At 70.0% G+C, this 22,181-nt stretch carries 25 protein-coding genes; all 25 read left to right on the top strand.

Going from position 1 to position 22,181, the window contains the following annotated elements; translation table 11 throughout:
- Positions 1-70 precede the first annotated feature (70 nt).
- The 25 genes from AC3EGR_RS11385 (at position 71) to AC3EGR_RS11265 (ending at position 22,180) form a co-directional block, all read left to right on the top strand.
- Complete coding sequence (locus AC3EGR_RS11385; protein ID WP_488546594.1) at positions 71-496, top strand: MerR family transcriptional regulator; 426 nt, start codon at positions 71-73, stop codon at positions 494-496.
- 32 nt (positions 497-528) lie between these two features.
- A complete protein-coding gene (locus AC3EGR_RS11380) occupies positions 529-990 on the top strand; it encodes a PaaI family thioesterase (protein WP_488546593.1) in 462 nt (153 codons plus the stop codon).
- Positions 991-1,006: 16 nt separating this feature from the next.
- Complete coding sequence (locus AC3EGR_RS11375) at positions 1,007-2,188, top strand: isovaleryl-CoA dehydrogenase (RefSeq protein WP_488546592.1); 1,182 nt, start codon at positions 1,007-1,009, stop codon at positions 2,186-2,188.
- A 97-nt stretch (positions 2,189-2,285) separates the two neighbouring features.
- On the top strand, positions 2,286-2,945 hold the full coding sequence (gene can, locus AC3EGR_RS11370) for a carbonate dehydratase (protein ID WP_488546591.1): 660 nt from the start codon (positions 2,286-2,288) through the stop codon (positions 2,943-2,945).
- Between the two features lie 14 nt (positions 2,946-2,959).
- Positions 2,960-4,768: a bifunctional isocitrate dehydrogenase kinase/phosphatase gene (gene aceK / locus AC3EGR_RS11365; RefSeq protein ID WP_488546590.1), complete on the top strand. Its 1,809-nt coding sequence runs from the start codon at positions 2,960-2,962 to the stop codon at positions 4,766-4,768.
- Complete coding sequence (locus AC3EGR_RS11360; protein WP_488546589.1) at positions 4,765-5,268, top strand: hypothetical protein; 504 nt, start codon at positions 4,765-4,767, stop codon at positions 5,266-5,268. Before aceK ends, AC3EGR_RS11360 begins: the two co-directional genes overlap by 4 nt.
- Positions 5,269-5,280: 12 nt before the next feature.
- Positions 5,281-6,462, top strand: coding sequence for an acetyl-CoA C-acyltransferase (locus AC3EGR_RS11355; protein ID WP_488546588.1), 1,182 nt, complete (start codon positions 5,281-5,283; stop codon positions 6,460-6,462).
- A 121-nt stretch (positions 6,463-6,583) separates the two neighbouring features.
- On the top strand, positions 6,584-7,252 hold the full coding sequence (locus AC3EGR_RS11350; protein WP_488546587.1) for an SDR family oxidoreductase: 669 nt from the start codon (positions 6,584-6,586) through the stop codon (positions 7,250-7,252).
- Positions 7,253-7,265: 13 nt separating this feature from the next.
- Positions 7,266-8,396 (top strand): acyl-CoA dehydrogenase family protein, encoded by a 1,131-nt coding sequence (locus tag AC3EGR_RS11345; RefSeq protein WP_488546586.1) that lies wholly within the window; start codon positions 7,266-7,268, stop codon positions 8,394-8,396.
- 37 nt (positions 8,397-8,433) lie between these two features.
- Positions 8,434-8,844: a YchJ family protein gene (locus tag AC3EGR_RS11340; RefSeq protein ID WP_488546585.1), complete on the top strand. Its 411-nt coding sequence runs from the start codon at positions 8,434-8,436 to the stop codon at positions 8,842-8,844.
- Positions 8,844-9,509, top strand: a complete 666-nt coding sequence (locus AC3EGR_RS11335; protein WP_488546584.1) for an HAD family hydrolase — start codon at positions 8,844-8,846, stop codon at positions 9,507-9,509. The genes AC3EGR_RS11340 and AC3EGR_RS11335 overlap by 1 nt, the downstream gene beginning before the upstream one ends.
- A gap of 89 nt (positions 9,510-9,598) precedes the next feature.
- Positions 9,599-10,465, top strand: coding sequence for an STAS domain-containing protein (locus tag AC3EGR_RS11330; RefSeq protein WP_488546583.1), 867 nt, complete (start codon positions 9,599-9,601; stop codon positions 10,463-10,465).
- A 2-nt stretch (positions 10,466-10,467) separates the two neighbouring features.
- Positions 10,468-10,842 (top strand): STAS domain-containing protein, encoded by a 375-nt coding sequence (locus tag AC3EGR_RS11325; protein WP_488546582.1) that lies wholly within the window; start codon positions 10,468-10,470, stop codon positions 10,840-10,842.
- Entirely contained in the window at positions 10,832-11,239 is a 408-nt protein-coding gene (locus AC3EGR_RS11320) for an anti-sigma regulatory factor (RefSeq protein ID WP_488546581.1), read from the top strand. The genes AC3EGR_RS11325 and AC3EGR_RS11320 overlap by 11 nt, the downstream gene beginning before the upstream one ends.
- The gene (locus AC3EGR_RS11315; protein ID WP_488546765.1) at positions 11,236-12,240 is read left to right on the top strand and encodes an ATP-binding protein; all 1,005 of its coding nucleotides are present in this window, start codon (positions 11,236-11,238) and stop codon (positions 12,238-12,240) included. Before AC3EGR_RS11320 ends, AC3EGR_RS11315 begins: the two co-directional genes overlap by 4 nt.
- Before the next feature lies 1 nt (position 12,241).
- A complete protein-coding gene (locus AC3EGR_RS11310; RefSeq protein ID WP_488546580.1) occupies positions 12,242-13,111 on the top strand; it encodes a sensor histidine kinase in 870 nt (289 codons plus the stop codon).
- Positions 13,108-15,087: a hybrid sensor histidine kinase/response regulator gene (locus AC3EGR_RS11305; protein WP_488546579.1), complete on the top strand. Its 1,980-nt coding sequence runs from the start codon at positions 13,108-13,110 to the stop codon at positions 15,085-15,087. The genes AC3EGR_RS11310 and AC3EGR_RS11305 overlap by 4 nt, the downstream gene beginning before the upstream one ends.
- 121 nt (positions 15,088-15,208) lie before the next feature.
- Positions 15,209-15,685, top strand: a complete 477-nt coding sequence (locus AC3EGR_RS11300; protein WP_488546578.1) for an FKBP-type peptidyl-prolyl cis-trans isomerase — start codon at positions 15,209-15,211, stop codon at positions 15,683-15,685.
- A 9-nt stretch (positions 15,686-15,694) separates the two neighbouring features.
- Positions 15,695-16,321 (top strand): glutathione S-transferase family protein, encoded by a 627-nt coding sequence (locus AC3EGR_RS11295; RefSeq protein ID WP_488546577.1) that lies wholly within the window; start codon positions 15,695-15,697, stop codon positions 16,319-16,321.
- 4 nt (positions 16,322-16,325) lie between these two features.
- Positions 16,326-17,102, top strand: a complete 777-nt coding sequence (locus tag AC3EGR_RS11290; protein ID WP_488546576.1) for an SDR family NAD(P)-dependent oxidoreductase — start codon at positions 16,326-16,328, stop codon at positions 17,100-17,102.
- A gap of 213 nt (positions 17,103-17,315) precedes the next feature.
- On the top strand, positions 17,316-18,155 hold the full coding sequence (thiD, locus tag AC3EGR_RS11285; RefSeq protein ID WP_488546575.1) for a bifunctional hydroxymethylpyrimidine kinase/phosphomethylpyrimidine kinase: 840 nt from the start codon (positions 17,316-17,318) through the stop codon (positions 18,153-18,155).
- Positions 18,155-19,231 carry a LuxE/PaaK family acyltransferase gene (locus AC3EGR_RS11280; RefSeq protein ID WP_488546574.1) on the top strand — a complete coding sequence of 359 codons (1,077 nt, stop codon included), beginning with the start codon at positions 18,155-18,157 and terminating at the stop codon, positions 19,229-19,231. The genes thiD and AC3EGR_RS11280 overlap by 1 nt, the downstream gene beginning before the upstream one ends.
- Positions 19,228-20,682 (top strand): acyl-CoA reductase, encoded by a 1,455-nt coding sequence (locus tag AC3EGR_RS11275; RefSeq protein ID WP_488546573.1) that lies wholly within the window; start codon positions 19,228-19,230, stop codon positions 20,680-20,682. The genes AC3EGR_RS11280 and AC3EGR_RS11275 overlap by 4 nt, the downstream gene beginning before the upstream one ends.
- On the top strand, positions 20,679-21,416 hold the full coding sequence (locus AC3EGR_RS11270; RefSeq protein WP_488546572.1) for an ABC transporter ATP-binding protein: 738 nt from the start codon (positions 20,679-20,681) through the stop codon (positions 21,414-21,416). The genes AC3EGR_RS11275 and AC3EGR_RS11270 overlap by 4 nt, the downstream gene beginning before the upstream one ends.
- Complete coding sequence (locus AC3EGR_RS11265; RefSeq protein ID WP_488546571.1) at positions 21,413-22,180, top strand: ABC transporter permease; 768 nt, start codon at positions 21,413-21,415, stop codon at positions 22,178-22,180. Before AC3EGR_RS11270 ends, AC3EGR_RS11265 begins: the two co-directional genes overlap by 4 nt.
- The last annotated feature ends 1 nt before the right edge of the window (position 22,181 follow it).

Genomic DNA, 22,181 nt, shown 5'->3' with positions numbered 1-22,181 from the left:
AAACGTCAGATGTAATCGCGCCATTGTAGGCAGCCCCCGGGCGTGCCGCTGTCCCCTGCCGTACAAGACCATGGCCGCCACGCATTCCCACACCTACACGATCAGCGACCTGGCCCGCGAGTTCGACCTCACCACCCGGGCGATCCGCTTCTACGAGGACATGGGGCTGCTGCAGCCGGCGCGCTCCGGCCCGGGCGGCCGCAATCGCGTCTACAGCACGCGCGACCGCACCCGCCTGAAGCTGACCCTGCGCGCCAAGCGCCTGGGCCTGTCGCTGACCGAGGCCAAGGACATCATCGAGATGTACGACAGCCCGCGCGACACGGGCCCGCAACTGCGCAAGTTCCTCACCATCCTGGCGGCGCACCGGCAGCAGCTGGAGGAGCAGCTCGCCGAGTTGCAGGCCAACCTGGACGAGGTGCGCACGCACGAGCGCGAGGCCAAGGCCCTGCTGGGACGGCTGGAAAAGGACAAGGCGGACAAGGTGCGGGCATAATTGACGTTAACGTAAACGTCAATTCCCCCGCCATGGCCGCAGACCGCCTCGTACCGCAGGACCCCGCCTTCGCCGAACGCGTGCGCGCCAGCTTCGACAAGCAGGGGGCGATGCACACGCTCGGCGCCACGCTGGCGGAACTCGCGCCGGGCCGCGCCGTCATCGCGCTGCCCTGGCAGCAGGCGCTCACGCAGCAGCACGGTTTCCTGCATGCGGGCATGGTCGCCGCGGCCCTGGACTCCGCCTGCGGCTACGCGGCCTCCACCCTGATGCCCGCCGACGCCGGCGTGCTCACCATCGAATACAAGATCAACCTGCTCGCGCCGGCACAAGGCGAGCGCTTCCGCATGGAAGGTGTCGTGCTCAAGCCGGGCCGCACGATCACGGTGGCCGAAGGCCGCGCGTTCGCCCTGCACGAAGGCCGGGAAAAGCTGGTGGCCACCATGACCGCCACCCTCATGACCATCACGGGCCGCGCGGACGTCCGCCACTGAGCCCAAGGAGACAAGCATGCAGCAGCTACCCGGCCTGGACTTCGGCCTCGGCGAAGACCTCGAGGCCCTGCGCGACACCGTGCACCAGTTCGCCCAGAGCGAGATCGCACCGCGCGCCGCGGAGATCGACCGCAGCGACCAGTTCCCGGCGGACCTCTGGCGCAAGATGGGCGAGATCGGCGTGCTGGGCATCACGGTGCCCGAGGAATACGGCGGCGCCAACATGGGCTACCTGGCCCACATGCTCGCGATGGAGGAGATCTCGCGTGCGTCCGCTTCCGTGGGCCTGTCCTACGGCGCGCACAGCAACCTGTGCGTGAACCAGATCAAGCGCAACGGCAGCGAGGCGCAGAAGAAGAAATACCTCCCCAAGCTGATTTCCGGCGAGCACGTGGGCGCGCTGGCCATGAGCGAGCCGGGCGCGGGAAGCGACGTCATCTCGATGAAGCTCAAGGCCGAGGACAAGGGCGGCTACTACGTCCTGAATGGCAACAAGATGTGGATCACCAACGGCCCGGACGCCGACACCCTGGTGGTCTACGCCAAGACCGAGCCGGAACTGGGCGCGCGCGGCGTGACCGCCTTCCTGATCGAGAAGGGCATGAAGGGCTTCTCCATCGCGCAGAAGCTCGACAAGCTGGGCATGCGCGGCAGCCACACGGGCGAACTCGTCTTCCAGAACGTGGAGGTGCCGGCGGAGAACGTTCTGGGCACCCTCAACGGCGGCGCCAAGGTCCTCATGAGCGGCCTCGACTACGAGCGCGCCGTTCTGGCCGCCGGCCCGATCGGGATCATGCAGGCCGTGATGGACAACGTCGTCCCCTACATCCACGACCGCAAGCAGTTCGGCCAGAGCATCGGCGAGTTCCAGCTGATCCAGGGCAAGGTGGCGGACATGTACACCGTGCTGCAGGCGGGCCGCGCCTTCTGCTACACGGTGGGCAAGAACCTGGACAAGCTGGGCGCCGGGCACGTGCGCCAGGTGCGCAAGGACTGCGCCTCGGTCATCCTCTGGTGCGCCGAGAAGGCGACCTGGATGGCCGGCGAGGGCATCCAGATCCTGGGCGGCAACGGCTACATCAACGAGTACCCGGTCGGCCGCCTGTGGCGCGACGCCAAGCTCTACGAGATCGGCGCCGGCACCAGCGAGATCCGCCGCATGCTCATCGGTCGCGAGCTGTTCGCCGAGACGATGTGACGACCCAAATGACCGTGCTGCGCAACGATGACAAAATGAACCCGGCTCGTCTTTCCGTCATGCGGCGCGCAGCGCGCGCCATCCCGTCCTGAGCAACATGCCCTCCATCAACGACCTCTTCGCCCACAACCGCGCCTGGGCGGCGCAGATGGAAAGCGAGCGCCCCGGCTTCTTCAGCCGCCTGCAGAAGCAGCAGAAGCCCAAGTTCATGTGGATCGGCTGCTCCGACAGCCGCGTGCCGGCCAACCAGATCACGGGCCTCGACCCGGGCGAGGTCTTCGTCCACCGCAACGTCGCCAACGTGGTGGTGCACTCGGACCTGAACGCGCTGTCCACCGTGCAGTTCGCGGTGGAGATGCTCAAGGTCGAACACATCATGGTGGTGGGCCACTACGGCTGCGGCGGCGTGCTGGCCGCGCTGCACGGCGATCGCATCGGCCTGGCGGACAACTGGATCCGCCACATCCAGGACGTGCGCGACCGCCACCGTGGCCTGCTGGACAACATGGCACCCGAGCGCCGCGCCGATGCACTGGTGGACCTGAACGTGATCGAGCAGGTGGTGAACCTGTCGGTGAGCACCGTGATGGTCGACGCCTGGGCCAAGCACCAGAACGTCACCATCCACGGCTGGGCCTTCGGCGTGCACGACGGCCTGCTGCAGGACCTGCAGATGACGGTGGCCAGCACCGACGCGATCGAGCCCACCTACCGCGCCGCCGTGGAAGGCGTGGTCGCCGCCAGGAGCCGCAGCTAGGCGGCGCAGCGCCCATGTTCCCCGAGCGCCTGGACTCGCCGCAAGCCTTCGACATCGCCAAGGCGATGCTGGACGGCTTCAACCGGCACTACCAGTTGTTCCGCAGCGAGTCCGCGCGCGCCAAGCACCGTTTCGAGACCGCCGACTGGCACGGGCAGCAGCGGGCGCAGCGCGAGCGCATCGAGTTCTACGAGCTGCGCGTGAAGGAGGCGGTGCAGCGCCTGGACAAGGAGTTCAGGGCCGGCCAGCAGCCCATGGAGGTGTGGCACCAGGTCAAGCTGCACTACATCGGCCTGCTGATCGACCACCACCAGCCGGAACTGGCGGAGACCTTCTTCAACACGGTCACCACCAAGATCCTGCACCGCACCTACTTCCACAACGATTTCATCTTCGTGCGCCCCGCGGTCAGCACGGAGTACATCGAGAACTGGGAACCGGCCGCCACCCCGACCTACCGCTCCTACTACCCCACGCGCGAAACGCTGCGCGAGGAGCTGGTGCGCATCGTGCACAACTTCCGGCTGAACCGGCCCTTCGAGGACCTGGAGCGCGATGCCGGCTTCGTGCTGGAGGCCATCGGCGCGCGCCTGTCGCACGTGAAGCTGCGCGCCAACTTCCAGATCCAGGTGCTGTCGTCCCTGTTCTTCCGCAACAAGGGCGCCTACGTCGTCGGCAAGATCATCAACGGCTTCTCGGAGCTGGGCTTCGCGCTGCCCATCCTGCATGGCCGCGACGGCAAGCTGGCGATCGACACCTGCCTGTTCGGCGAGGACGAGCTGCTGATGCTGTTCTCCTTTGCCCGCGCCTACTTCATGGTGGACATGGAGATCCCGGCGGCCTACGTGCAGTTCCTGCGCTCGCTCATGCCGCGCAAGCCGCGCGGCGAGATCTACACCGCGCTGGGGCTGGCCAAGCAGGGCAAGACGCTGTTCTACCGCGACTTCCTCTTTCACCTGCGCCACTCCAGCGACAAGTTCCGCATCGCGCCCGGCATCAAGGGCATGGTGATGCTGGTGTTCGACCTGCCGTCCTTCCCTTACGTGTTCAAGATCATCAAGGACTTCTACCCGCCGCAGAAGGACACCACGCGCGAGCAGGTGCAGGGCAAGTACCAGCTGGTCAAGCAGCACGACCGGGTGGGGCGCATGGCCGACACCCTGGAATACAGCCTCGTGGCCTTCGCGCGCGAGCGCTTCGAGGACGAGCTGATCGAGGAGATCCGCCGCTTCGCGCCCAGCCAGCTGGAGATCGGCGACCGCGACGGCGACGGCCACGAGGAGGTGGTGATCAAGCACCTCTACATCGAGCGCCGCATGATCCCCTTGAACATCTACCTGCAGGAAGCCTTCGACGCGGGCGCCACCGAGCAGGTGGAGCACGCGGTGGTCGAATACGGCAATGCGATCAAGGACCTGGTGGCGGCCAACATCTTTCCCGGCGACATGCTGTGGAAGAACTTCGGCGTCACCCGCAACGGCAAGGTCGTCTTCTACGACTACGACGAGATCGAGTACCTGACCGACTGCAATTTCCGCAAGGTGCCGCAGGCGCGCACCGAGGAGGAGGAGCTCTCGGGCGAGGTCTGGTACAAGGTCGGCCCGCGCGACGTGTTCCCGGAAACCTTCGAGCCTTTCCTCCTCGGCAACCCGGCGGTGCGCGAGGTGTTCATGCGCCACCACGCGGACCTGCTCGACGCCGCATTCTGGGAAGGGCACAAGGAGCGCATCCTCGCCGGACACGTGCACGACGTCTTTCCCTATGCGCGCGAGCAGCGCTTCGGGCGCCGCCAGCAGGTGGCCGGCGTCGAGGCCGTCGCATGAACGGCGGCTGGCGCGACGCATGGGAACTGGCCAGCTTCATCGTCACGGCGCTGGGCCTGCCCTTCGCCATCGCTTTCTTCGCCTGGGAGCAGCGCAAGGAGCGCGACAACGAGGAGGAAGAGGCCTACCAGCTGCTCTCGGACGCGTACAACGACTTCCTGAAGATCGTGCTGGCCAACCCCGACCTGCACCTGCGCACCAACGACCCGCTGTTCAACCCTTCGCCGGAGCAGAGGGAGCGCATGCTGGTGATCTTCGACATGCTGATCTCGCTGTTCGAGCGGGCCTACCTCGTCGCCTACAAGCCGCGCATGGGGGAGACCGAGGCGCGGCGCTGGAACAGCTGGGACGACTACATGCGCGAATGGTGCCGCCGCGAAGACTTCCACAACGCCCTGCCGCTGCTGCTGCGGGGCGAAGACCCCGAGTTCCAGGGCTACATCCGCCGCATCGCCGAGGAGGAGCGCGGTGCGCTCGTCCTCCCCTCGACCACTTACTGAAGGAGCACAAGCATGGCTGAATCCATCGTCATCGTCGGCGCCGCACGCACCCCCATGGGCGGCTTCCAGGGCGACTTCTCCGCGCTGGCCGCGCACGACCTCGGGGGCGCGGCGATCAAGGCCGCCGTGCAGCGCGCCGGCATCCCCGCCGATTCCGTCGGCGAAGTGCTGTTCGGCAACTGCCTGATGGCCGGCCAGGGCCAGGCCCCGGCGCGCCAGGCGGCCTTCAAGGCGGGCCTGCCCAAGGGCGCCGGCGCCGTGACGCTGTCCAAGATGTGCGGCTCCGGCATGAAGGCCGCGATGCTCGCGCACGACATGCTGCTGGCGGGCAGCCACGAGATCATGGTCGCGGGCGGCATGGAGAGCATGACCAACGCGCCTTACCTGCTGCTCAAGGGCCGCGGCGGCTACCGCATGGGCCACGACAAGGTCTACGACCACATGATGCTGGACGGCCTGGAGGACGCGTACGAAGCCGGCCGCTCCATGGGCACCTTCGGCGAGGACTGCGCGGCCAAGTACAAGTTCACGCGCGAGGCGCAGGATGCCTTCGCCATGGCGTCCGTCAAACGCGCGCAGCAGGCCACCACCTCCGGCGCCTTCGCCGCCGAGATCACGCCGGTGACCGTGAAGGACCGGGCCGGAGAGCGTGTCGTCAGCATCGACGAGGGCCCGGGCAAGGTGAAGCTGGACAAGATCCCGCAGCTGCGCCCCGCGTTCAGGAAGGACGGCACCATCACCGCCGCGTCCAGCTCCTCGATCAACGACGGCGCCGCGGCCCTGGTGCTGATGACCGAGAGCACCGCCAGGCGCCTGGGCGTGAAGCCGCTCGCGCGCATCGTCGGCCACGCCACCCACGCGCAGGAGCCGGAGTGGTTCACCACGGCCCCCGTGGGCGCGACGCAGAAGCTGCTCGCGAGGACTGGCTGGAAGGTGTCCGACGTGGACCTGTGGGAAGTGAACGAGGCCTTCGCGGTCGTCCCCATGGCGTTGATGGAGGAGCTCAAGGTCTCGCACGACATCCTCAACGTCAACGGCGGCGCCTGCGCGCTGGGGCATCCCATCGGCGCTTCCGGTGCGCGCATCATGGTCACGCTGCTGCACGCGCTGAAGGCGCGCGGCGGCAAGCGCGGCATCGCGACGCTGTGCATCGGCGGCGGCGAGGGCACGGCGGTGGCGCTGGAGCTGGTTTGAGGTTCTTCGGTGGGGTTTCGCTTCGCTCCACCACCACCCTACGGGCCCCCGGTCTTCGTAGGGTGGCGGCGCGACAGCGCCGGCAGGTAAACGCAGTGAACCCCACCGTGCCCGCAAGACCATGAACATCCTCATCCTCGGCGCCTCCCGCGGCATCGGCCTCGAATTCGTGCGCCAGTACCGCGAAGCGAAGCATGCCGTCATCGCCACCGCGCGCGACGCCGAGGGCCTCGCGCGCATCGAAGACCTCGGCGCCAGGCCGCTGAAGGTCGACGTCGCCGAGCCGGCCAGCGTCAGCGGGCTGGGGTGGCAGCTCGATGGCGAGAAGATCGACCTGGCGATCTATGTGGCGGGCGTGATGTCGCGGGGTGACGCGAAGCAGCCACCCGCCCGCGACGATTTCGACCGGGTGATGCGCACCAATGTCTGGGGCGCGATGCAGGCGATCGTGCAGGTCGCGCCGCTGGTGGGGGCGGCGCGCGGCCAGTTCGCTTTCATCAGCAGCCAGATGGGCCACATCGCGGGCGTGGACTCCAGCTACAGCTGGGTGTACCGCGCCAGCAAGGCGGCGCTGAACATGGCCGTGGCTGCCGCCCAGCCCGATTACCCCGAAGCGTCCTTCGTCGCGATCAGCCCCGGCTGGGTGCAGACCGACATGGGCGGCTCCGGTGCGCCGTTGACCGTGGAAGCCAGCGTGGACTGGATGCGCCACACCCTGGACAAGCAGCATCGCCACCCGCGGCACGTGCACTTCATCGACTACGACGGCAGCCCCTTCAAGGGCTGGTGAACACGGAGACCGCATGCTCCTGAATTCCGACCAGGAAATGATCCGCGACGCGGTGCGCGACTTCGCCCGCGAGCAGCTGTGGCCGCATGCCGCGCAGTGGGACCGCGAGCACACCTTCCCGCGCGAGGCGCACCGCGGGCTGGCGGCGCTGGGCGCCTACGGCATCTGCGTGCCCGAGGAGTACGGCGGCGCGGGGCTGGACTACCTGACCCTGGCCCTCGTGCTGGAGGAAATCGCCGCCGGCGACGGCGGCACCAGCACCGCGATCAGCGTGACCAACTGCCCGGTGAATGCCATCCTCATGCGCTACGGCAGCCAGGCGCAGAAAAAGCAATGGCTCACGCGCCTGGCGCAAGGCGAGCTGCTGGGCGTGTTCTGCCTGACGGAGCCGCACGTGGGAAGCGACGCTTCCGCGCTTCGGACCACCGCCACCAGGACCGGCGAAGGCTACGTCCTCAACGGCGTCAAGCAGTTCATCACCAGCGGCCAGAACGGCCAGCTCGCCATCGTCATCGCGGTGACGGACAAGGGCGCGGGCAAGCGCGGCATGAGCGCCTTCGTCGTTCCGACCGACACGCCCGGCTACGTCGTGGCACGGCTGGAGGACAAGGTCGGCCAGCACTCCAGCGACACGGCGCAGATCCGCTTCGAGGACTGCCGCATTCCCGCGGCCAACCTGATCGGCGAGGAGGGCGAGGGCTACCGCATCGCCTTGTCGGCGCTGGAGGGCGGCCGCATCGGCATCGCGGCGCAGAGCGTGGGCATGGCGCGCAGCGCCTTCGAGGTCGCGCTGCAGTATGCGAAGGAGCGGGAGAGCTTCGGCACGGCCATCTTCCACCACCAGGCGGTGGGCTTTCGCCTCGCCGACTGCGCGACGCAACTCGAAGCCGCGCGCCAGCTGATCTGGCACGCCGCGAGCCTGCGCGACGCGGGCAAGCCCTGCCTCAAGGAGGCCGCCATGGCCAAGCTGTTCGCCAGCGAGGCGGCGGAGAAGGTCTGCAGCGCGGCGATCCAGACGCTGGGCGGCTACGGCTACGTCAGCGACTTTCCGGTCGAACGCATCTGGCGCGACGTGCGCGTCTGCCAGATCTACGAAGGCACGTCCGACGTGCAGAAGATCCTGATCCAGCGCGCGCTGGCGTGAGGGCGGCGCGCGGCCGGATAAGCGAAGCAGGCGCGTGGTGAAGCCCTCGCTGTCGGATCCCTGTCCCTGCGGCCGCGCCGACGCCCGCGGCCGGCCGCTGTCGTTCCAGCGCTGCTGCGCACCATTCCTGGCCGGCTTCCCCGCCACGCCCCCGCCCGATGCGGAGTCGCTCATGCGCTCGCGCTACAGCGCCTTCGTCGTCCAGGACGCCGCGTACCTGGTCGCCACATGGCACCCGTCCACCCGCCCACCGGCCATCGACTTCGAACAGGGGCTCAAGTGGCTGGGCCTGCAGGTGCGCGAGCACCGCGTGCTCGACCCCACGCACGCCGAAGTCGAGTTCGTCGCCCGCTCCCGGCTCGCCGGACGCGCCCACCGCCTGCACGAGCGCAGCCGCTTCGTGTGCGAGGATGGGCGCTGGTACTACGTGGAAGGAACGATCCGGTGATGCAGCGATTCGATGCCGTGCTGTTCGACTGCGACGGCGTGCTGGTGGACAGCGAGGGCATCACGCACCAGGTGCTGCGCGGCATGCTGGCGGAGATGGGGTGGACGCTGTCGCGCGAGGAGGCCATGCGCATCTTCCTGGGCAAGGCCGTGAAAGACGAGCGCGCACTGATCGAGGCAAAGACCGGACGCGAGCTCACCGAGGACTGGCTCGTGCGCTTTCGCGAGCGCCGCAACGAGGCGCTGCTGGCCGCCGTGCAGCCCATGCCCAATGCGGTGCAGGCCGTGGAAGCGATCAGCGAAAGATTCTCGGGCCGCATCGCCTGCTGCTCGGGCGCCGACCGCTGGAAGGTGGAGATGCAGCTCGCCAAGTGCGGCCTGCTGCCCTTCTTCGCAGGCCGCATCTTCAGCGGGCACGAGCTGCCCCGGTCCAAGCCCTTCCCCGACGTGTACCTCGCGGCCATGGAGCCGCTGGGCGTCCTGCCGGGGCGCTGCCTCGTGGTCGAAGACACGGTCACGGGCGTCACGGCAGGCGTGCGCGCCGGCTGCGAGGTGTGGGGCTACAGCCCGCCCGAGGCCGGCCACGACACACCCGGCGCGTTGCGCGCGGCGGGGGCGGCGCGCATCTTCCCGGACATGGGGCAGCTCGCGGCTCTGCTGGAATGAGGCTCAAAGTATGTCGGCGTTCTCCTACACGGACTAGCTCGACCGCACTCCCATAATGCCTGCTCCCTAGCCTCGCCTCCCCCAACAACATGTCCCAAGAAACGGAAACGGTGCTGCAGCTCCTCGCGCGGCACGAACAACAAGTCCTGACCGACTGGCTTCAGGAGGCAGGGTCCGCATCCGCGCGCCTGACCGACGCGAACCGCCGGACGATGCGCGGCGAAGCCGAAGAGATCCTGCAGTCGCTGCGCACGGCGCTGCAGGCCGGCGGCGACCCGGAGAACTTCCAGCAGCCCGCATGGGCACCGCTGCGGCAGACGCTGGAGGGTCTTTCGCGCTCGCGTGCCGCGCAAGGCCAGTCCGCCGGCGACACCAGCGCGTTCGTGCTGGCCTTCAAGCGTCCGCTGTTCGCCGTCGTCCAGCGTGACCTGGCGGGCAAGGGCGAGCAGCAGATGGCGGTCGTGTGGGCGATCTCGGCCCTGGTGGACCGCATGGCCCAGTCCACCGTCACCACCTACCAGCAGACCCGCGAGGACATCATCAAGCGCCAGCAGCAGGACCTGCTGGAGCTGTCGACGCCCGTCATCAAGCTGTTCGAAGGCGTGCTCGCCGTGCCCATGATCGGCACGCTCGATTCCGCGCGCACGCAGGTCGTCATGGAGACGCTGCTGCAGCGCATCGTCGAGACCGGCTCGCGCCTGGCCATCATCGACATCACCGGCGTGCCCACGGTGGACACGCTGGTCGCGCAGCACCTGCTCAAGACGGTGAGCGCGATCCGCCTCATGGGCGCGGAGTGCATCATCAGCGGCATCCGCCCGCAGATCGCGCAGACCATCGTGCACCTGGGCATCGACCTGCAGGGCATCGCCTCCAAGGCGAACCTGGCGGACGCGCTGCAGATGGCCATGGAGCAACAGGGCTTCACCGTCACCCGCGCGCGGTCGGCGGGGTAGCCATGAACCGCATCCCGATCCTGCAGATGGGCCAGACGCTGCTGGTCACCATCCAGGTCGACATGCAGGACCAGATGGCGCTGGCCCTGCAGGACGACCTCGCCAACAAGATCTCCACCAGCGGCGCCAAGGGCGTGCTGATCGACATCTCCGCGCTGGAGATCGTCGACTCCTTCGTCGGCCGCATGCTTGCGGGCATCTCCGGCATCTCGCGCATCCTGGATGCCACGACGGTCGTCGTCGGCATGCAGCCCGCCGTGGCGATCACGCTCGTCGAGCTGGGGCTTTCGCTCGAAGGCGTGCGCACCGCGCTCAACGTGGAACGCGGCATGGAGCTGCTGGCGCAGAGCCGCAAGGAGAAGGTATTTGCCCGCTGAAGAAGCCAACGGGACGCTGCCCCTGCGTTCCGAGGAAGACATCGTGGCCAGCCGGCAGAAAGTGCGTGTCCTCACCCAGCAGCTGAAGTTCTCCCTGGTCGACCAGACCAAGATGATCACGGCCGCCAGCGAATTGTCCCGCAACACCGTGGTGCACGGCCGCGGCGGCGACATGCGCTGGGAGCTGCTCGACGACGGCGTGCGGCGCGGCTTGCGCCTGCACTTCGAGGACACCGGCCCGGGCATCCCGGACATGAAGCTCGCGCTGACCGATGGCTGGACCTCCGGCGGCGGCATGGGCCTGGGACTGCCGGGCAGCAAGCGCCTCGTGCACGAGTTCGACGTGCAGTCCACGCCCGGCCAGGGCACCCGCGTGAGCATCACCCGGTGGAAATGATCGCCGGCAGTCTCCACACGGCCCTCCCGATGGAAGACCCGAGCCGCGTGGGAGAGGCGCGCCGGCATGCGACGCTGCTGGCGGCGGAGTGCGCGTTCGACGACGTGGAGGCCGGGCGGCTGGCGCTGGTCGTGACCGAGCTCGCCACCAACCTGCTGCGGCATGCGCGCGCGGGCCGTCTGTGGCTTTCGATGCGCCGTGACCGCCGCGAGGTCGAGGTCCTTGCGGTGGACGCCGGCCCCGGCATGCACGATGTCGAGCGGGCGCTGGGCGATGGCTTCTCCACCGGCGGGACGCCGGGCACGGGGCTGGGCGCGGTGCGCCGCCTGGCCGACACCTTCGACCTGCACACGGCGGTGCCGCACGGCACCGTGGTCGTCGCGCGCGTGCGTGCCGCGGATGCCGGGGCGACCGGGGGCGGCGCGTGCATCGGGGCCGTGTCGCTCGCCGCCCCGGGCGAACTGGTGTGCGGTGACGACTGGAGTTTCGCCCTCGACGGCGAGCGTTCCGCGCTGCTCGTGGTCGACGGGCTGGGCCACGGGCCCGATGCGGCGGAGGCGGCCGCCGTGGCCATGGAGACCTTCGCGCAGGAGCCGTTCGCCGCTCCGCGCCAGTCGCTGGAGCGCGTCCACCAGGCCCTGCGCCGCACCCGCGGCGCCGCCGTGATGCTGCTGCAGGCGGATGCCGCCGAGGGCACCGTGCGCAGCGCGGGCGCCGGCAACGTGCTGGCGCGCCTCGTGTCGGGTGTTTCCGACCGCACCATCCTGTGCCAGCACGGCACCGCCGGGATCACCATCCGCAGCCCGGAAGAGACCGTCACCCCGTGGCCGCCCCACGCGCTGCTGGTGGTCTACACCGACGGCATCGAGACGCGCTGGCCGCCGGGACTCCTGATGCCGGTCCTCGGCCGCGATCCGGCACTTGCCGCCGCCCTGCTGGTGCGCGACCATAGCCGGGGGCGCGACGACGCCACGGTCGCCGTGCTCCGGCGCAAGGACTGACATGCCGCCCGAGACGTCCCAGACCCCTGCCGACCTGCACGCTGCCCTGGCGGAAAGCCGCCAGGAATCACAAGACCTGCGCGCGGAGCTGGAAGAAACCAACCGGGGTGTGCTTGCGCTCTACGCCGAGCTGGACACGCAGGCCGAACAGCTGCGCCTGGCCACCGAGCTCAAGAGCCGCTTCCTGGCCTACATGAGCCACGAGTTCCGCACGCCCATCAACTCGATCCGCAGCATCACCCGCCTGCTGCTGGACCGCGTCGACGGCCCGCTCACCGAGGAGCAGGAGCGCCAGGTCAACTTCGTGCAGCAGAACGCGGAGGAATTCGCGGAGATGGTCGACGACCTGCTGGACCTCGCGAAGGTCGAGGCCGGGCGCGTGGAGATCTCGCCCGCGTGGTTCGAGATGGTGGACCTGTTCTCCGCGCTGCGCGGCATGTTCAAGCCCGTGCTGACCAATCCCGCGGTCCATCTCGTGTTCGAGGAGCCGCAGGACGTGCCCAAGCTCTTCACGGACGATCGCAAGCTGTCGCAGATCCTGCGCAACTTCATCTCCAATGCCCTGAAGTTCACGCCCAAGGGCGAGGTGCGCGTCGGGGCGAAGCTCGAGGGCGACGGCATGGTGACGTTCACCGTGTCCGACACCGGCATCGGCATCGCGCCGGAGTTCCACGCCTCCATCTTCGAGGACTTCCAGCAGGTGCAGTCGCCCCTGCAGAAGCGCCTGCGCGGGACCGGCCTGGGCCTGTCGTTGAGCAGGAAGCTGGCGCAGTTGCTCGGTGGCAGCGTCGCGCTGCACAGCGAACCGGGCAAGGGATCGGTGTTCTCGGTCACGCTGCCCGTGCAACTGGAGGGTGCAAAGCCGGAATGATCGATGCGGAGGTCATCAGCCCCACCATCGACCGCGCGGCGCACACCGTGCTGGTGGTGGACGACAACGCCGCGACGCGCTATTCGACGGGTCGGGTGATCCGTGCCGCGGGCTTCCGCACGGCGGAGGCGGGCAGCGGCGCGGAGGCGCTGGAGCTGATCGCGCAAGGCGTGTCGGCGGTGGTGCTGGACGTGCACCTGCCCGACATCGACGGCTTCGAGCTGTGCCGGCGCATCCGCGCCAACCCGCCCACGGCCACCTTGCCGGTCGTGCACCTCTCGGCCGAATACGTCCGCAACGAGGACCGGGTCACGGGCCTCAACGCCGGCGCCGACGGCTACATGATCCACCCCGTGGAGCCGGCGGTGCTGGTGGCCACGCTGCAGGCGCTGATCCGCGCGCGCACGGCCGAAGACCGCCTGCGCCGCAGCGAGCAGCGCTTCCGCGCCATCTACGACCAGGCGCAGAGCGGCATTGCCCTGCTGGACGAGCAAGGCCGCTTCGCCGACGTGAACCCGGCGCTGCTGGCGCTGCTCGGCCGCAGCCACGAGGCGCTGGTCGGCCGGCCCGTCAGCGACTTCGTGCCGCCCGAGTGGCAGGCGGCCGTGACCGTGCAGCTCGCCACGGGGGGCGGCGAAGGCGCACCCTGGCGCGGCGAGTTCCCGCTGCTCAACGCCGCGGGCCGGCCCGTGCACCTGGAATGGAGCGTGTCCTCGCACGTGGAGCCCGGCGTGCGCATCGCCATCGCGATCGATGCGTCGGAGCGCCACGAGCTCGAGCAGCGCCGGCGCGACGTGCTGGAGCGCGAGCAGGCCGCGCGCCAGGTGGCCGAGCGGCACAGCCGCACCAAGGACGACTTCATCGCGGTGCTGTCGCACGAGCTGCGCACGCCGCTCAACGCCATCATCGGCTGGGTCCACATCCTGAAGCGCCGCGGCATCACGCCCGAGGGCGCGAAGGGGCTGGATGCGATCGAGCGCAACGTGAAGACGCAGGCGCGCATCATCTCGGACATCCTGGACGTGTCGCGCATCAATTCGGGCAAGTTGCACCTGGACCGCGAATGGACGGACCCGGCGGAGCTGGTGGCGAACTCGATCGACGCGCTCGCCGGGCCGATCAACGAGAAGCGCATCCACGTGGAAACGGACCTCCTGGGCGCCCATGCGCCGGCCTGGCTGGACCCGGCGCGCTTCCAGCAGATCTTCTGGAACCTGATGACGAATGCGGTGAAGTTCTCGCCCGAACACGGCCGCATCGAGGTGACGTTGCGGCGCGAGGCGGACGCGCTGTTGCTCGTCGTGCGCGACTTCGGGCAAGGCATCACGCCCGAGTTCCTGCCGCACCTGTTCGACCGCTTCACGCAGAGCGACGCGCCGGGCAACCGGCGCCACGGCGGCCTGGGCCTGGGCCTGTCCATCGTCAAGCACCTGGTGGACCTGCACGGCGGCGAGGTGGGCGCGCACAGTGCGGGGGAAGGGCAGGGCACCGCGATGCGGGTGGTGCTGCCGGCGCTGCAGCCGGGCGAGCCGGGCGTGAGCGAGGCGCCGGAAGCGGAGAGCGGCTTCGATGCCGAGGACAGCAGGCTGCAGGCGCTGCAGGGCCTGGACGTGCTGCTGGTGGAGGACGACCGCGAAGCCACCGAGATGATGACGATGGTGCTGGCCGAGCGCGGCGTGCATGTGCGCACGGCGGGCGATTTCGACAGCGCCCCGCAGGCGCTGCAGCAGGCCTGGCCCGACGTCCTGGTCAGCGACATCGGCTTGCCCGGGCGCGACGGCTACGAGCTGGTGCGGCGCATGCGCGAGATCGAGCGCGAGCGGCGCAGCCCGCACCTGCCGGCGATCGCGCTCACGGCGTTCGCGCGCGCCGAGGACCAGCGCAAGACCCTGGCGGCGGGCTTCGACCTGCACCTGAGCAAGCCCTTGCGCCCGCACCTGCTGCTCGACGCGATCGTGCGCAGCCGGCCCGCTTGAAGGCGGGGCGACGCGCCCGCAAGGACGACCCCGGCGCCAAGGGCGTATCGCCGCGTTACCGGGCGGCAATGCGCGCAGGGAGGGCCCGCATAATCGGTCCTTTCCCTTCACGCCCGAGAACATGCGCTTCCTCACCCATGCCTGGTCGCTCGTCATGCTGGCCGGCGTCGCCGCCTGCACTCCCCCCAGCAACCCGCCCGCGGCGACTGCGCCCGCCGCCGCGTCGACCGTGCCGAATGCGACCGCGCTGACCGGCAAGGCGCGCGCGACGACGCCCAGCGGCATCGTGTTCGAGAACGTGCTGACCGGCTCCGGCGCATCGCCCAAGGCGACGGACACGGTGACCGTCCACTACCGCGGCACCTTCCCCGACGGCCGCGAGTTCGACAGCTCCTACAAGCGCGGCCAGCCCACGTCCTTTCCGCTCAACCGCGTGATCCCCTGCTGGACCGAGGCGGTGCAGCTGATGAAGGTCGGCGGCAAGGCGCGCATCACCTGCCCGCCGCAGCTGGCCTACGGCGAACGCGGTGCCGGCGGCGTGATCCCGCCCGACGCCACGCTGGTGTTCGACATCGAACTGGTCTCCATCGGCTCCTGAGGAGGGCGCATGCTCACCTTCCACTACGCTCCGGGCACCTGCGCCCTCGCCTCGCACCTCGCGCTGGAATACGCCGGCGCGCCCTACGAGGCCGTGCGGCTGGACTTCAAGCAGCAGCAGCAGCGCTCGCCCGAGTACCTGCGCATCAATCCCAAAGGGCGCGTCCCTGCGCTCTCCACGGACCGGGGCGTGATCACGGAAACGCCCGCGATCCTGCAGTACGTCGCGCAGGCCTTCCCGGCGGCGCAGCTGGCGCCGCTGGACGACGCCTTCCTGCTGGCGAAGATGAACGAGTTCAACACCTTCCTGTGCTCCACGGTGCACGTGAACCACGCGCACAAGGGCCGCGGCTACCGCTGGGTCGACCCGCAAGACACGGCCGCGCTGGAAGCGATGAAGAAGAAGGTGCCGCAGACCATGGCGGAGAGCTTCACCCTGATCGAGGAGAAGATGCTGCAGGGGCCCTGGGTGCTCGGCGAGCGCTTCAGCACCAGCGACCTCTACCTGTACACCATCGCGCGCTGGCTCGAAGGCGATGGCGTCGACGTCCAGCGCTTCCCCAGGGTCGCGGACCACATGGCGCGGCTGGACGCGGCGCCGCAGGTGCGCAGGGTGCTGGCCGCGCAGCAGGCGTGAGGCCATGTACAAGCCCTTCGACCTGAGCGGGCACGGCGCCGTCGTCACCGGCGGCAACGGCGGCATCGGCTACGGCATGGCGCGCGCGCTGCTCGCCGCCGGTGCCAACGTCGCCATCTGGGGCTCCAACCCGGACAAGACCGAACGCGCGCGCGCCGCGCTGGCGCAGGACTGCGGCGACGCGGCGCGGGTGCACGCCTTCGTCTGCGACGTGGGCGAGGAGTCGCAGGTCGACCGCGCCTTCGGCGAGTCCGTCCAGGCGCTCGGGCGCGTCGACAGCTGCTTCGCGAACGCGGGCGTCTCCAGCAAGGGCACGGTCCTCACCGAGATGACGCTGGAGGAATTCCGCCGCGTGCAGCGCGTCAACGTCGAAGGCGTGTTCCTGACGTTCCGCGCGGCTGCCCGCCACATGGCGCAGCACGGGCAGGGCGGCTCGCTGGTGGCCACGGCCAGCACGGCCGCCGTCGAAGGCGCGGCGCGCAACAGCCACTACGGCGCCTCCAAGGGCGCGGTGACCTCCATGGTGCGTGCGCTCGCGGTGGAGCTGGCCCGCCACCAGATCCGCGTCAACTCCATCCTGCCGGGCTGGATCGTGACCGACATGACCGAGCGCTCCGTGCAGAACCCCAGGTTCGCCGAGGCCGTGCTGCCGCGGATCCCGGCCCGGCGCTGGGGCCAGGCAGAGGACTTCGGCGGCATCGCGGTGTATCTCGCGAGCAAGGCCTCGGCGTATGCGACGGGCGAGCAGTTCCTGATCGACGGGGGCTACACCAAGTTCTAGGCCCGGCGGTGGGGTTCGCCGTCGCGTCGGCAGCTTCCCCCCACCTGTGCCACAATCTCCGCAGCTCCGGGGTGTACGTGCAGACGTGCTGAGATCCAGACCCGCGAACTTGAACCGGTTCAGACCGGCGGAAGGAGAGCTGCAACCCTGACCCCGCGCGCGCGGTCGGGGGCAAACCCTTCGGAGCTGTTGACGCCTCGCGAAGGAGCCCCCTTGAACCGCACCGCAGCCTTCTCCTACCCCCGCGTCCTGTCCATCGCAGGCTCCGACTCGGGCGGGGGCGCCGGCATCCAGGCCGACCTCAAGACCTTCTCCGCCCTCGGCTGCTTCGGCATGACGGCCATCACGGCCCTCACCGCGCAGAACACGCGCGGCGTGCGCTCCATCCATGCGGTGCCGCTGCAGGTGCTGGCGGACCAGATCGATGCGGTGGTCGAGGACATCGGCGTCGACGCCGTGAAGATCGGCATGCTGCATTCGGCCGACACCGTGCGCACGGTGGCGGCGGCCCTGCAGCGGCACGCGCTCAGGCACGTCGTGCTCGATCCGGTGATGGTCGCCACCAGCGGCGCCAGGCTCATCGACGAAGCCGCGATCGACGTGCTCGTGCGCGAACTCTTCCCCCTGGCCACCGTGGTCACGCCCAACCTCGACGAGGCGGCGCTGCTGGTCGGCCGGCCCCTGGCCAGCGAAGCGGACATGGAGGGCGCCGCACGCGAGCTCCTCGCGCGTGGTGCGCGCGCGGTGCTGGTCAAGGGCGGCCACCTCGCCGGCGACACGGTCAGCGACCTGCTGCTCGCGCGCGACGCCGCGCCGCAGTGGCTGCGCGCGCCCCGCATCGCCACGCCGAACACGCACGGCACGGGCTGCACCTTGTCCAGCGCGATCGCGAGCCACCTCGCGCTGGGCGCCAGCTTGCCGCAAGCGGTGGCGCGCGCGAGCGCCTACGTGCGCGGCGCCCTGGAGGCGGGCGCGCGGGTGCGCACCGGCGGCGGCAGCGGTCCCTTGAACCACGGGTACGCGCCGCGACCCATGCAGCTGCGGCCGCTGTGATGCACGAAGACATCGTCCGGGCGCTGCTCGCCTTCCTCGCGCAGGACGGCTGCAGCGACGCGCAGTTCGATGCGATGGCGCTGCGCCTGTTCGCGCACCAGCATGCGAACAACGCGGCCTACCGGCGCTTCTGCCAACTGCGGGGCGCCGCGCCGCGCATGGTGAAGGGCTGGCGCGACGTGCCCGCCGTTCCCATCAGCGCGTTCAAGGAGGTCCCCCTCACCTGCACCCCGCCGGAGCAGGCCGAGCGCGTGTTCATGACCAGCGGCACCACCCGCGGCGACGTGAAGGGGCGCAACTACCACCCCACCATCGCGGTGTGGGATGCCTCCTGGCAGGGCAACTTCGCGCGCCGCTTCCTCCAGGGCACCGGGCGCATGCCGATGGCGATCCTCTTCCCCGACGAACAGGCGCTGCCCAATTCCTCGCTCGCGCACTACCTCGCCATGGCGGTGCGCCACTTCGGCGGCGAAGGCAGCGCCTGGTTCGTGGGGCCACAAGGCATGGACCGCGCGGGGCTGCTCGCATGGCTGCGGCGCGCCGAGGCCGGCGGCGTGCCATGCGCCGTGCTGGGGGCGAGCTACAGCTTCGTGCACCTGGTGGACGCGCTGCGCGAAAGCGGTGAACGCCTGCGCCTGCCGCCAGGCAGCCGCCTCCTGGACACCGGCGGCTACAAGGGCCACTCGCGCGAGCTGCCGCTGGAGGAGTTCTACGCAAGCCTGGAGACCTTCTTCGGCGTGCCGCGCGCGCGCTGCATCAACATGTACGGCATGACCGAGCTGAGCACGCAGCTCTACGACGACGGCAACGTACGCGTGCCCTCCGTCAAGACCGGGCCGCACTGGATCCGCTCGCGCCTGGTGGATCCGCTGACGGGGCGCGAGGTGCCGCGCGGCGAACGCGGCGTGCTGGTCCACTGCGACCTGGCGAACTACAACGCCGTCACCAGCATCCTCACTGAGGACGTAGGCGTCGCCGAGGGCGCGGGCTTCCTGCTGCTGGGCCGGGCCGAGGGTGCGCAGGCCAAGGGCTGCTCGCTCGCCGTGGCCGAATTCCTGCAGGCGGCGCAATCGTGAACCCCTGGACTGCCGGCCACATCCCGGGCCTCGCCGAACACGAGGTCGCCTGGCAGGTCCTGCCCTTCGACGGGCTGGAGGTCCGCGTGCCCGTGCTGCAGCCCGGGCAACTGGCGGCGCTGGCGCGCCGCGTGAAGGCCGCAGCTGCCCGACACCTGGCGCCGTTGCCGGTTTCGCGCATCGTGGAGATCCTCGACGCGGCCATCGCGCGCCTGCTGGATGCGCGCGACCCGTACCGCGAACAGGCGCAGGCGATGCTGCCGCGCGTGAGCGGTTACGACCCGGAGATGGTGCGCCTTGCGCTCGGCGGTTTCCTGCAGTCGTTCCGCGCGCCGCAGCTGCACCGCTTTGTCGCCGAGGACTTCGCCAATCCCAAGGTGCTGGACGAGTTCCAGCCGGCGGCCAAGGGCGGCTTCGTGCGCGCCTTCGGCCCCGGCCTGCTGGTGCACAGCTGGGCCGGCAACGTGCCCGCGCTGCCGCTGTGGAGCCTCGCCTGCGGCCTGCTCGTGAAGGCGGGCAACATCGGCAAGCTGCCGAGCGCGGAGCCGGTGTTCGCGACGCTCATGGCGCGCCTGCTGGCCGAGGTGCACCCGCCGCTGGCCGACTGCCTTGCCGTGGTCTGGTGGAAGGGCGGCGATGCGGCCAGTGCCGGCGCGGTTTTCAGCGAGGCCGACACCGTGCTGGCCTATGGCGGCAACGAGGCGATCGCGCAAGTCCGCGCGCAGGTGCCGGGGAGCACGCGCTTCCTCGGCTACGGCCACAAGCTGGGGTTCGGCCTGGTGTCCCGCGCGGCGCTCGACGCGCAGCGTGGGCCGGCGACGGCGCGGCTGGCGGCGCACGACATCGCCCGCTACGAGCAGCAAGGCTGTTATTCGCCGCACCAGTTCTACGTGCAGCGCGGCGGGCGGCTGGACCCGCGCGCGTTCGCGCAGCACCTGGCGGCGGAGCTGGCGGGACTGCAGCACCGCTTCCCGCGCCGGGCCCTGGGGCTGGAGGAGGCCGCGGCGGTCTCCGGCTGGCGCCAGTCCGAGGAACTGCGCGCGCTGTCCGACGCAGGCTGCGAGTTGCTGGGTGCGCCGGACGCGACCTGGTGCGTCGCCTACAGCGAGCAGCCGCGACCGCTGGCGCCGACGGCGGGTGCGCGCAGCATCCTGGTCTGTGCCGTCGACACGCTCGAGGCGGTGGTCCCGCTGGTGGCGCCGCACGCGCGCTTCCTGCAGACGGTCGGCCTGGCCTGCGATCCGCGCGAGCTCTTCGCGCTGGGCGAAGCGCTGGGGCACGCCGGCGTGACCCGCATCGCGGCGCTGGGCGCGATGACGTCGCCGGAAGCCGGCTGGCACCACGACGGCCGCTTCAACCTGGCGGACCTGGTGCGCATGGTGGAGATCGAGGCGTCCGCCGAGCGCGCAGCCGACCGGCTCGCACCCTATGCGCAGGAGGAGCGGCCGTGAGCGTTCTGCTCTCGCTGCAGCAGCTGCGCTTCGCCTTCCCGGGCTGGCCGCCAACGGTGGACGGCGCCGACCTGGACCTGGAGCAGGGCGCCTTCCACTGCCTCGTGGGCCGCAGCGGCTGCGGCAAGACCACGCTGCTGAAGCTGGCCGCCGGCTTGCTGGTCCCGCAGCAGGGACGCGTTGTGTTCCATGGCCGGGCGCAGGACATCGGCTTCGTCTTCCAGTCGCCCAACCTGCTGGAGTGGCTGCGCGTCGTCGACAACGTGCTGCTGCCGGTCACCCTGCACCACCGGCCCAATGCGCAGGAGCGCGAGCGCGCGCAGCGCCTGCTGGAACAACTCGGCCTGGCGGCGCACGCGCACAAGTACCCGCGCCAGCTCTCCGGCGGCCAGCAGAGCCGCGTCGCGCTGGCACGCGCACTGATCCTGCGGCCCTCGCTGCTGCTGCTGGACGAACCCTTCGCGGCGCTGGACGCGATCACGCGCGAGGAACTGCAGCGCGACCTGCTGCAGATGGCGCGCGCCACCGGCACGACGGTCCTGTTCGTGACGCACGACATCGCCGAAGCGGTGTTCCTGGGCGACCGCGTCCACGTGGTGGAGGGCGGCCGCATCGCGCAGGAGATCCCGGTGGCGCTGCCACGGCAGGAGGCGCAGGTCCGCTACAGCCCGGAGTTCGCGCGCCTGTGTGCGCAGGTGCGCGCCGCCTTGCACCTCGAAGCGGTGGCTGCATGAAGACTACGCACTGGGCCCTGCGTGCGGGCTCGCTGCTGTTCGCGGCGGCGCTGCTGCTCGCATGGGAGGCCGCCTGCCGCACCCTGCACGTGCCGGCGCTGGTGCTGCCGCCGCCCAGCGCCGTCGCGGCGTCGCTGTGGCAGGGCCTGGCCAGTGGCTACTTCTGGCCGCACCTGCGCGCCACGGCGCTGGAGCTGCTGCTGGGCGTCGTCGCCGGCAGCAGTCTCGGGTTCGCCGCAGGGATACTGCTGGGCGAGCACGCGACCTTGCGCCGCCTGCTGATGCCGTACGTCATCGCCAGCCAGGTCGTGCCCAAGCTGGCCCTGGCGCCGCTGTTCGTCCTGTGGTTCGGCTTCGGCATCACCTCCACCGTCGTGATCACGGCGCTGATCTGCTTCTTCCCCTTGATGGAGAACACGCTCACCGCGCTGCAGCAGGTGGCGCCGGAGCGGCTGGAGCTGTTCCGCATGCTGGGCGCGACCCGCAGGCAGACGCTGTGGCGGCTGAAGCTGCCCTCCGGCCTGCCCTCCATCCTGGCGGGCCTGCGCGTGGCCGTGGTGCTCGCGCTGGTCGGCGCCGTGGTCGGGGAATTCATAGGGGCGAGCCAGGGCCTGGGCGCCCTCGTCATCGCCGCGCAGGGCACGATGGACACCGCGCGCATGTTCGCGGTGCTCGTGCTCATCGCCGCGCTCGGCCTGGCCGCCTACCAGGCCACGTTGCTGCTGGAGCGCTGGCTGCTGCTGCCTTTCACGCGCACCACCTGAG

It is taken from the genome of Ramlibacter sp. G4-7, assembly GCF_057784995.1.
The sequence above is the reverse complement of the archived record's forward strand: the minus strand, read 5'-3'. Positions and strand labels throughout refer to the sequence as shown.

What these genes read in the sequence shown, in the direction of transcription:
- AC3EGR_RS11290 (WP_488546576.1), top strand. Translation starts at nt 16,326, where the DNA reads ATGTACAAGCCCTTCGACCTGAGCGGGCACGGCGCCGTCGTCACCGGC.
- AC3EGR_RS11295 (WP_488546577.1), top strand. Translation starts at nt 15,695, where the DNA reads ATGCTCACCTTCCACTACGCTCCGGGCACCTGCGCCCTCGCCTCGCAC.
- AC3EGR_RS11355 (WP_488546588.1), top strand. Translation starts at nt 5,281, where the DNA reads ATGGCTGAATCCATCGTCATCGTCGGCGCCGCACGCACCCCCATGGGC.
- AC3EGR_RS11360 (WP_488546589.1), top strand. Translation starts at nt 4,765, where the DNA reads ATGAACGGCGGCTGGCGCGACGCATGGGAACTGGCCAGCTTCATCGTC.
- AC3EGR_RS11385 (WP_488546594.1), top strand. Translation starts at nt 71, where the DNA reads ATGGCCGCCACGCATTCCCACACCTACACGATCAGCGACCTGGCCCGC.
- AC3EGR_RS11345 (WP_488546586.1), top strand. Translation starts at nt 7,266, where the DNA reads ATGCTCCTGAATTCCGACCAGGAAATGATCCGCGACGCGGTGCGCGAC.
- AC3EGR_RS11310 (WP_488546580.1), top strand. Translation starts at nt 12,242, where the DNA reads ATGCCGCCCGAGACGTCCCAGACCCCTGCCGACCTGCACGCTGCCCTG.
- AC3EGR_RS11265 (WP_488546571.1), top strand. Translation starts at nt 21,413, where the DNA reads ATGAAGACTACGCACTGGGCCCTGCGTGCGGGCTCGCTGCTGTTCGCG.
- AC3EGR_RS11335 (WP_488546584.1), top strand. Translation starts at nt 8,844, where the DNA reads ATGCAGCGATTCGATGCCGTGCTGTTCGACTGCGACGGCGTGCTGGTG.
- AC3EGR_RS11300 (WP_488546578.1), top strand. Translation starts at nt 15,209, where the DNA reads ATGCGCTTCCTCACCCATGCCTGGTCGCTCGTCATGCTGGCCGGCGTC.
- can (WP_488546591.1), top strand. Translation starts at nt 2,286, where the DNA reads ATGCCCTCCATCAACGACCTCTTCGCCCACAACCGCGCCTGGGCGGCG.
- AC3EGR_RS11375 (WP_488546592.1), top strand. Translation starts at nt 1,007, where the DNA reads ATGCAGCAGCTACCCGGCCTGGACTTCGGCCTCGGCGAAGACCTCGAG.
- AC3EGR_RS11305 (WP_488546579.1), top strand. Translation starts at nt 13,108, where the DNA reads ATGATCGATGCGGAGGTCATCAGCCCCACCATCGACCGCGCGGCGCAC.
- aceK (WP_488546590.1), top strand. Translation starts at nt 2,960, where the DNA reads ATGTTCCCCGAGCGCCTGGACTCGCCGCAAGCCTTCGACATCGCCAAG.
- AC3EGR_RS11315 (WP_488546765.1), top strand. Translation starts at nt 11,236, where the DNA reads ATGATCGCCGGCAGTCTCCACACGGCCCTCCCGATGGAAGACCCGAGC.
- AC3EGR_RS11325 (WP_488546582.1), top strand. Translation starts at nt 10,468, where the DNA reads ATGAACCGCATCCCGATCCTGCAGATGGGCCAGACGCTGCTGGTCACC.
- AC3EGR_RS11350 (WP_488546587.1), top strand. Translation starts at nt 6,584, where the DNA reads ATGAACATCCTCATCCTCGGCGCCTCCCGCGGCATCGGCCTCGAATTC.
- AC3EGR_RS11280 (WP_488546574.1), top strand. Translation starts at nt 18,155, where the DNA reads ATGCACGAAGACATCGTCCGGGCGCTGCTCGCCTTCCTCGCGCAGGAC.
- AC3EGR_RS11330 (WP_488546583.1), top strand. Translation starts at nt 9,599, where the DNA reads ATGTCCCAAGAAACGGAAACGGTGCTGCAGCTCCTCGCGCGGCACGAA.
- AC3EGR_RS11380 (WP_488546593.1), top strand. Translation starts at nt 529, where the DNA reads ATGGCCGCAGACCGCCTCGTACCGCAGGACCCCGCCTTCGCCGAACGC.